Here is a 6,811-nt window from a genome sequence, read left to right as displayed (position 1 = left end):
CGGTCTAATCCAACCCCCCAGAGGCCGCCACGGGAGCAAGCTTCCTCGCCACAGGCCGCTACAAAGTTGTGTAGATACCTATGCCCGCGATGACGGTCCAGAGCGTACTCAGCCCGTGCCGGCGCCTACAGTTCGCCGGGGAGGGGAGGCAGGTCGATTGGCTGTTTGCTGCCCTGTTTTTGCGCGCTGCGCCATGCCGCCGGGGGCATGCCGAACTGGGTGATGAACCAGCGGGTAAAGGAGCTGGCCATGGAGTAGCCAAGCATGTCGGCGATGCGTCCCAGGGTGTAGTTGGGGTTGTCCAGGTAGCGCAGCACCAGGTCGCGCCGGACCTCGTTGACCAGGTCGTTGAAGGCGCAGCCATCTTCCTTGAGCCGGCGCTGCAGGGTGCGCACGTTCATGCCCTGGGTCTGGGCGATCTGCTCGATGGTCGCGCGCCCCATGGGCAGCAACAGATAGATGGCCTTGCGCACCTCAAACAACATCGAGGCGCCCTCGTGGCTCAGCAACGAGTCCAGGTAGCTCTGTGCATAGCGGGCCATGGCCGGGTCGGCATGGGGGTTGGTCATGTCCAGGCTGGCATCGGAACAGACAATGCCGTTGAACTCACTGCCGAACTCCAGGGTGCAGCCAAACAGCCGCCGATGCAGTTGCAGGTTATCGGGAGGCTGGTGGGTGAAATGCACGCGGTAAGGATGCCAATGGCTGCCGAGCAAGGCGGCGCACAGGCGAAACATCACCCCGATTGCCAGCTCAGTGGCCTGGCGCGAGGGCATGGGCGTCTCGGTGACCACTTCTTCACGAATGATCACCATCTTGCCGGCTTCTTCGATGAAAATCGCCAGCGAATCGTTCATCAGGTGCCGGTAGTGCACCACCACCTGCAAGGCGTCGCGCAAGGTCCGCTGGTGGCTGAGCAACAGACTGACCACACCGAAATCCGAGAGTTGGCGCGACTCGGCCATGCTCAGGCCGAAGGTCTGGCAGCCACTGGCCAGGGCCGAGTCTTCCAGCAGGCGCACGGCGGCATCGATCGGGATGCGCTGTTCCGGGGCGAGCAACTGGGCGCGACTGAGGCCGACCCCGGCCATCACATCGCGTGGGTTGAACCCCAGGTACTGGGTGACTTCCAGGTAGTTGGTCAAGACGGCGGCGCGAACAAGCTTGGTCATGCGGAAGTCTTTCCTGAGCCGATTGCGATGGAAGCGAGCGGGGCGACTATATCCAGCACCTGATCAATTGAACAGTTGTGAAGTCAGCACTAGTCTGCCGCCGATTGTGGTCCGGGGCAGGCACGCTGACACCCGCCATCGGCGTCCACCCATTGATTACAGTGGGCTGGCGCGCAACCGTCGAGTTTTTTGACCAACGGTCGTGCCAACGCCCCGGCGGCAAATTTGTCATCAAAAGAAAAGTCACTGACGTCTAATGAAAAGCACCGGGGGTAGGCGCTCTTTAATGTCAGCACTACAAAAAGCTTCTGGCGATAGAGCCAGTCGAGTCATCGAGAAAGCGTAGGTGTTGAAGTGGACAAATTGCAGACTGCCGCAACCGTTCTGATCGTACCGGGCTTGCGCGAGCACGTTGCCGAGCATTGGCAAACGTTGTTGGCCGAGCAACTTTGCAAGGTGCGCAGCGTTCCCCCACTGACCACCGACAAACTGGATTGCGCCAAGCGCGTCGAGGCGATTCAGCACGCGCTGGAGCAGATCGACGGGCCGGTGATCCTGGTGGCCCACAGTGCCGGTGTGCTGATGGTCGCGCACTGGGCCGCCCGCCACACACGTGCGATCAAGGGCGCCCTGTTGGCCGCGCCACCCGACCTCGATGCCGCCTGGCCGCAAGGCTACCCATCCCCTGAAACCTTGCGCACCCAAGGTTGGGACCCGCTACCCAATGGCCCGCTGCCGTTCCGCAGCCTGGTCGCCGCCAGCACCAATGATCACCTGGCCAGCCTACAAGCCGTGCAACGCATGGCCCAGGGCTGGGGCGCCGAACTGCGCAACATCGGCGCAGTCGGTCATCTCAACCCGGCCGCGGGCTTCGGCCCCTGGCCACAGGCCTACACCCTGATCCAGGAACTGGATCGTTAGTCCAGGCACCGCAAGACCCCGAGTCAACCGGCTATTGCCCTCATTGCTGATTAGCGTCAACCCCTGGAACAAGGGGTGACGAGAGGGCGGCTGCGCTTAAAACAACTACAAAAAGGCGGAGACACGTTAATGCACAACAATAAGAGTCACGGTTTCACCCCATCGCGTTACACCTTGCTGGCCTCGGCCATCCTCGCCGCCAGCATGCCGGTGGCCCACGGTTTTGAACTCGACACGGGGAACCCGGACTGGACCGCGCGCCTGGACAACACCGTCAAGTACAACTACGGGGTACGCACTGAAAGCGCCGACAAACGCATGTTGGCGACACCCAACAACAACGATGGCGACTACAACTTTCGCAAGGCCGGTACCAACATCAGCAACCGTATCGACCTGTTGACCGAGATGGACGTGGTCTACAAGAACAGCATGGGCTTTCGGGTCAGCGCCGCCAGCTGGTACGACAAGGCCTATGAGAACGCTGGCTCGAACTCCAATCCGTTCGTCAACGGCAACGATGCGCGCTCCGGCCTGGTGGCCAATGACCCACGCCTGGCGGGTGTCACGGGCGACAATGTCGGCAACGGCAGCCCGCACCTGAGCAACTACGCCCAGCGTTACTACACCGGGCCGTCCGGGGAAATCCTCGACGCGTTCGTGTTCTACAGCACCGAAGTGGGCGAGGAGTCGTTGCTCAGCGTCAAGGCCGGCCAGCACAACGTGTTCTGGGGCGAAACCCTGCTCAACCCGGTGCACTCGGTCAGCTACGGCCAATCGGGCCTGGACCTGGCCAAGCTGGCGGCGTCGCCGGGCACTGAAGCCAAGGAGCTGTTCGTTCCGCGTAACCAGCTGTCGATGTCGTTCACCGTGAATCCGGAGCTGACCGTCGGCGCCCAGTACTTCCTCGACTGGGACGCCGCGCGCCTGCCGGAAGCCGGCACCTACTATGGCGGCTCCGACCTCGTGGGCTTCGGCGCGCAATCCTTCCTGCTCGGCAACACCAACTCCGTGGTCCCGGGCAGCCCGCTGGGCTGTGGCCTGGCACCGTGCAACGGCTTGACCAACGTGCGTCGTGGGCATGACCTGACGCCGGGCAGCAGCGGTGATTGGGGCGTGATGGCCAAATGGTCTCCGGCCTGGCTGGACGGCACCCTCGGCGTCTACTACCGCAACACCTCGGACATCCTGCCGCAAGCCTGGTTGAACGCCACCGGGCTGAGCTCGGCCAACCCCAGCGGCACCCCGCCGACCGGGCAAGTGCCGGCCGTGATCAACACCCTCAACTCGTTGAGCACCAGCACCTACCAACTGGCCTATGCCGACAACATCCAGGTGTTCGGCCTGAGCCTGTCCAAGGACGTGGGTGGGGTGAGCGTCGGCTCGGACCTGAATATCCGCCACAACATGCCGCTGGCGAGCATTCCGGCGATTGTCAGTTCTTCCGGGCCACTGGGCCTGGGCGCCGGCCTTGGCCTGTTGCCGGCCCGTACTGCCGCCACCGGTGTGGTCTATGACACCCCGAGCCGGGGCGACAGCATGAGCGCCACGGGCGACACCTTGCACTGGACCCTCAACGGTCTGGTGAGCCTGCCAAAAAGCCCGCTGTACGACTCGGCCAACCTGCTCGCCGAGCTGTACTACAGCAACCTGCTCAAGCTCGATGACAAAAACGAGGCGCTGTACAAGGGCAACGGCAGCTATCGCGGGATCGACGCGCCAACCCGCGACAACTGGGGCATTGCCGTCAACTTCACGCCGACCTGGTACCAGGTATTCCCGGGCGTCGACCTCAACATGCCGCTGTCGGTCAACGTCGGTCTGGACGGTGTCTCGCCAGTCTCCGGCGGGGGCGCCAAGGACACCGGCAACTACGCAGTCGGCTTCGGCGCCGTGGCGTACAACAAATACTTTGTCGACCTCAAGTACGTCGATTCCTTCGGCAAGTCCGACAAGTGTGACAACAGCGGTTCGAGCACCGGCGCAGCCAATGCCGGCAGCGGCGACGGCTCGACCCCGAACGCCTTCAGCGGTAACGAAAACTACGCCTGCTATGGCGGGGGCTACTCAGCCTTTTCCGGTGGCGGAGCCACTACCCAAGACCGTGGTGCCCTGTACCTGACGATGAAAACCACGTTTTAACTCACGAATCGCTGACTCGAATCAGCAGGAGAATAACAAGATGAAATTCGTGCACACCGTGTTGGCCGCTTCACTGGCCCTGGTCATAGCCGGCCAGGCCCAAGCCGCCGTCTCCGCCCAGGAAGCCGCCAAGCTGGGCAGCAGCCTGACCCTGGTCGGGGCAGAAAAGGCCGGCAATGCCGATGGCTCGATTCCCGCCTACAGCGGCGGCCTGACCACGCCACCGGCCAGCTTCAAGGCCGGCGACAGCATGCGTCCGGACCCTTTTGCCGATGAGAAGCCGGTGCTGGTGATCGACGGCAAGAATGCCGAGCAGTACAAGGGCGCGCTGACGGCGACCACCCTGGAGCTGGCCAAGCGTTTCCCGACCTTTCACGTCAACGTCTACCCGACCCACCGCACCGTCACCTTGCCCAAGGCCGTGCTGGACAATGGCCTGAAGAACGCCACCGGCGCCAAGTCCCTGGACGGCGGCCTGGCCATCGACAACGTGCTGCCCGGCGTACCGTTCCCGATCCCGCAGTCGGGCAACGAGGCGATGTGGAACTTCCTGCTGCGCTACCAGGGGGTCAACATCAACTCCAAGTACGACTCCTGGAACGTCGACTCCGCCGGCGTGGCGAGCCTGGCGATCACCGGCCAGGCAATGATTTCCTACCCGATCTACGAAAACCTCGCGCAGCCCATCAGCAGTGCCGACGTGTACTACCAGATGAAGCTGTCGTACACCGGTCCTGCACGCCGGGCCGGCGAAGCGATCATGCTCAAGGACGCCGCCAACCCGCTGCAACAACCACGTCGCGCCTGGCAATACCTGCCTGGCCAGCGTCGCGTCAAGCTGGCCCCGAACCTGGCCTACGACACACCGAACCCAGGTACCGCCGGCGCGGGCACCTACGACGATGTATTCGTGTTCAACGGGGCGCTGGACCGCTACGACTGGAAGCTGGTGGGCAAGCAGGAAATGATCGTGCCCTACAACACCTACAAGCTGACCTACGCCCAGGATCCGAAGGCGCTGGCGACCCCCAATCACCTGGCCCCGGACTATGTACGCTGGGAAAAACACCGGGTGTGGGTGGTCGAGGGCAACCTCAAGGCCGGCGCCCGGCACATCTACCAGAAACGCCGCTTCTACCTCGATGAAGACAGCTGGACCGCTCTGGCCTCAGACCAGTACGACGCCCGTGGCCAACTGTATCGCGGCTCCTTCGCGTTTCTCAGCCAGAGCTATGACAAGCAGATCCCGGATTCCACGCCTTTCATGATCTACGACCTGGTCGGTGGCTCCTACAACATCAACGGTGTGGTCGGCCCGTACGGCGGCATCAAGTACATCGAGCCACTCTCCAAGGCGCAGTGGTCGCCGGAGTCCCTGGCAGGTTCGGGCATTCGCTGATCGGCAAGGACGCCAGGTGTCAACGCCAGGCCACACGGTTGTGTGGCCTGGCGCAGTTTTTCGAAGAGGACGCGGTATGGGTTCGTACAAAAAGTACCTGCAATGGGCGCTGGGCGCCGTGCTTGCCGTTGGCCAGGGCCTGACATTGGCCGCTGGCTACGTCGATGTCCTGGACCTGCCAGCCAAAGTCAGCCCGCTGGCGGTGCGCAGCCCGTTGTCAGGCATGGCGCGGGCCGGCGAGCGACTGATCGCGGTCGGCCAGCGTGGCCATATTCTGTATTCCGACGACAGCGGCACCCACTGGCAACAAGCCGTGGTGCCGGTGAGCGCGGATCTCAACGCGGTGAGTTTTCCATCGCCAGCACAAGGCTGGGCGGTGGGTAACGACGGCGTGGTGTTGCACAGCAGCGATGCTGGGGCGAGCTGGACCAGACAACTCGACGGACGCCAGATCGGCGCCTTGCTGGTCAAGCATTACGGCGACCTGGCCAGGGCCGAGCCGGATAACGAGCGCTGGGCGCAACTGGCAGACGAAGGCCAGCGCATGGTGGAGCAGGGCGCCGACAAGCCGTTGCTCGACGTCTGGTTCGCCAACGACCAACTCGGTTATGTGGTCGGCGTGTTCAACCTGATCCTGCGCACCGAGGACGGTGGCTTGACCTGGACGCCGTTCCAGGACCGCACCGACAACCCCCAGGGCTTTCACCTGAACGCCATCGCCTCCACCGGCGATGCGCTGTACATCGCCGGCGAGCAGGGCTTGATGCTGCGCTGGGATGAGGCCGGGCAACGCTTCGTGGCCTTGACTACGCCTTACCAGGGCAGCTTTTTCGGGGTGCTCGGCAAACCCGGCGAGGTGCTTGCCTACGGCTTGCGCGGCAACGTGCTGCGCAGTGTCGATGGCGGCCTGAGCTGGATGCCGCTGGACACGGGCCTGCACACCAGCATCACCGCCGGCCTGCTCGACAGCAAGGGCCAGTACCACTTGTTCACCCAGGGCGGGCAGGTGCTGCTGAGCCAGGGGCCTGGCGCGCAGTTGCACCTGGTGCCGCAAGCCGCGCCCACACCGGTGACCGGTGCCACCCAGGCCGTCAATGGCGCGCTGGTGGTAGTGGGCAGCCGTGGTGCACGGGCGCTGGCCGCCGAATAAGACCTCGAATCCTTAGAGCGAGAACCC

Annotated in this window: 5 protein-coding genes; 4 read left to right on the top strand and 1 reads right to left on the bottom strand. The window is 63.5% G+C overall.

The window, feature by feature from the left end; all coding sequences use genetic code 11:
* Positions 1–125 precede the first annotated feature (125 nt).
* Complete coding sequence (locus ACM6IP_RS05595; RefSeq protein WP_159995966.1) at positions 126–1,172, bottom strand: AraC family transcriptional regulator; 1,047 nt, start codon at positions 1,170–1,172, stop codon at positions 126–128.
* A gap of 354 nt (positions 1,173–1,526) precedes the next feature.
* On the opposite strand from ACM6IP_RS05595, the gene ACM6IP_RS05590 reads away from it, so the two are divergent.
* The 4 genes from ACM6IP_RS05590 to ACM6IP_RS05575 all read left to right on the top strand — a co-directional run bounded on the left by ACM6IP_RS05590 (position 1,527) and on the right by ACM6IP_RS05575 (position 6,784).
* Positions 1,527–2,093 (top strand): RBBP9/YdeN family alpha/beta hydrolase, encoded by a 567-nt coding sequence (locus ACM6IP_RS05590; RefSeq protein WP_095170092.1) that lies wholly within the window; start codon positions 1,527–1,529, stop codon positions 2,091–2,093.
* Positions 2,094–2,222: 129 nt separating this feature from the next.
* A complete protein-coding gene (locus tag ACM6IP_RS05585) occupies positions 2,223–4,235 on the top strand; it encodes a DUF1302 domain-containing protein (RefSeq protein WP_095170091.1) in 2,013 nt (670 codons plus the stop codon).
* 40 nt (positions 4,236–4,275) lie between these two features.
* Entirely contained in the window at positions 4,276–5,634 is a 1,359-nt protein-coding gene (locus tag ACM6IP_RS05580; RefSeq protein WP_095170090.1) for a DUF1329 domain-containing protein, read from the top strand.
* Between the two features lie 76 nt (positions 5,635–5,710).
* Positions 5,711–6,784, top strand: a complete 1,074-nt coding sequence (locus ACM6IP_RS05575) for a WD40/YVTN/BNR-like repeat-containing protein (protein ID WP_159995970.1) — start codon at positions 5,711–5,713, stop codon at positions 6,782–6,784.
* The last annotated feature ends 27 nt before the right edge of the window (positions 6,785–6,811 follow it).

The sequence above is a fragment of the Pseudomonas sp. IT-P176 genome (assembly GCF_949767245.1).
Lineage (GTDB): Bacteria > Pseudomonadota > Gammaproteobacteria > Pseudomonadales > Pseudomonadaceae > Aquipseudomonas.
The sequence above is the reverse complement of the archived record's forward strand: the minus strand, read 5'-3'. Positions and strand labels throughout refer to the sequence as shown.